Annotated in this window: 1 protein-coding gene; it reads left to right on the top strand. The window is 70.0% G+C overall.

What is annotated here, in order from left to right; all coding sequences use genetic code 11:
• Nucleotides 1–1,458, top strand: a 1,458-nt coding sequence (locus tag AB0I73_RS41275; protein WP_363045513.1) for a methylmalonyl-CoA mutase family protein, incomplete at both ends; no start/stop codon positions are given.

Here is a 1,458-nt window from a genome sequence, read left to right as displayed (position 1 = left end):
CCCGTTCACCCGGGGCGTGTACCCGACGATGTACACCGGCCGCCCCTGGACGATGCGCCAGTACGCCGGTTTCGGCACGGCGACCGAGTCCAACGCGCGGTACCAGCAGCTGATCGCCAACGGCACGATGGGCCTGTCGGTCGCCTTCGACCTGCCCACCCAGATGGGCCACGACTCGGACGCCCCGATCGCCTCCGGCGAGGTCGGCAAGGTGGGCGTCGCCATCGACTCGATCGACGACATGCGGGTGCTGTTCGGCGGCATCCCGCTGGACCAGGTCTCCACGTCGATGACGATCAACGCGCCCGCCGCCCTCCTGCTGCTCCTGTACCAACTGGTCGCCGAGGAGCAGGGCGTGCCGGCCGACAAGCTCACCGGCACGATCCAGAACGACGTGCTGAAGGAGTACATCGCGCGCGGGACCTACATCTTCCCGCCGAAGCCGTCCCTCCGCCTGATCGCCGACATCTTCAAGTACTGCCGGGCCGAGATCCCGAAGTGGAACACGATCTCGATCTCCGGCTACCACATGGCGGAGGCGGGGGCGTCCCCCGCGCAGGAGATCGCGTTCACGCTGGCCGACGGCATCGAGTACGTCCGGACGGCGGTCGCGGCCGGGATGGACGTCGACGACTTCGCGCCGCGCCTGTCGTTCTTCTTCGTCTCCCGCACCACGATCCTGGAGGAGGTCGCCAAGTTCCGGGCGGCCCGCCGGATCTGGGCGCGGGTGATGAAGGAGGAGTTCGGGGCGGAGAACCCCAAGTCCCTGATGCTGCGTTTCCACACGCAGACCGCCGGGGTGCAGCTGACGGCCCAGCAGCCCGAGATCAACCTGGTCCGCGTCGCCGTCCAGGGCCTGGCGGCGGTGCTCGGCGGCACCCAGTCCCTGCACACCAACTCCTTCGACGAGGCCATCGCGCTGCCCACCGACAAGTCCGCCCGCCTCGCCCTGCGCACCCAGCAGGTCCTGGCCTACGAGACGGACGTGACGGCGACCGTCGACCCCTTCGCGGGTTCCTACGTCATCGAGAAGATGACCGACGAGGTGGAGGCCGCGGCGCTGGAGCTGATGGCCAAGGTCGAGGACCTCGGCGGCGCGGTCGACGCCATCGAGCACGGCTTCCAGAAGAGCGAGATCGAGCGCAGCGCCTACCGCATCGCCCAGGAGACCGACTCCGGTGAACGGGTCGTGGTCGGCGTCAACCGCTACCAGCTCGACGCGGAGGAGCCCTACGAGCCGCTGCGCGTCGACCCGGCGATCGAGGCCCGGCAGGCCGAACGCCTGGCCAGGCTCCGCGCGGAGCGCGACCAGGGCGCCGTGGACTCGGCACTCGCCGCCCTGCAGAAGGCGGCGGAGGGCGAGGACAACGTCCTGTACCCGATGCGCGAGGCGCTGCGGGCGCGGGCGACGGTGGGCGAGGTGTGCAACGCGCTGCGGGAGATCTGGGGGACGTACGT

The organism is Streptomyces sp. NPDC050388 (genome assembly GCF_040655635.1).
Classification (GTDB): domain Bacteria; phylum Actinomycetota; class Actinomycetes; order Streptomycetales; family Streptomycetaceae; genus Streptomyces.
Note: the sequence above shows the minus strand (reverse complement) of the source record. Positions and strands in the feature narration are given on the sequence as shown.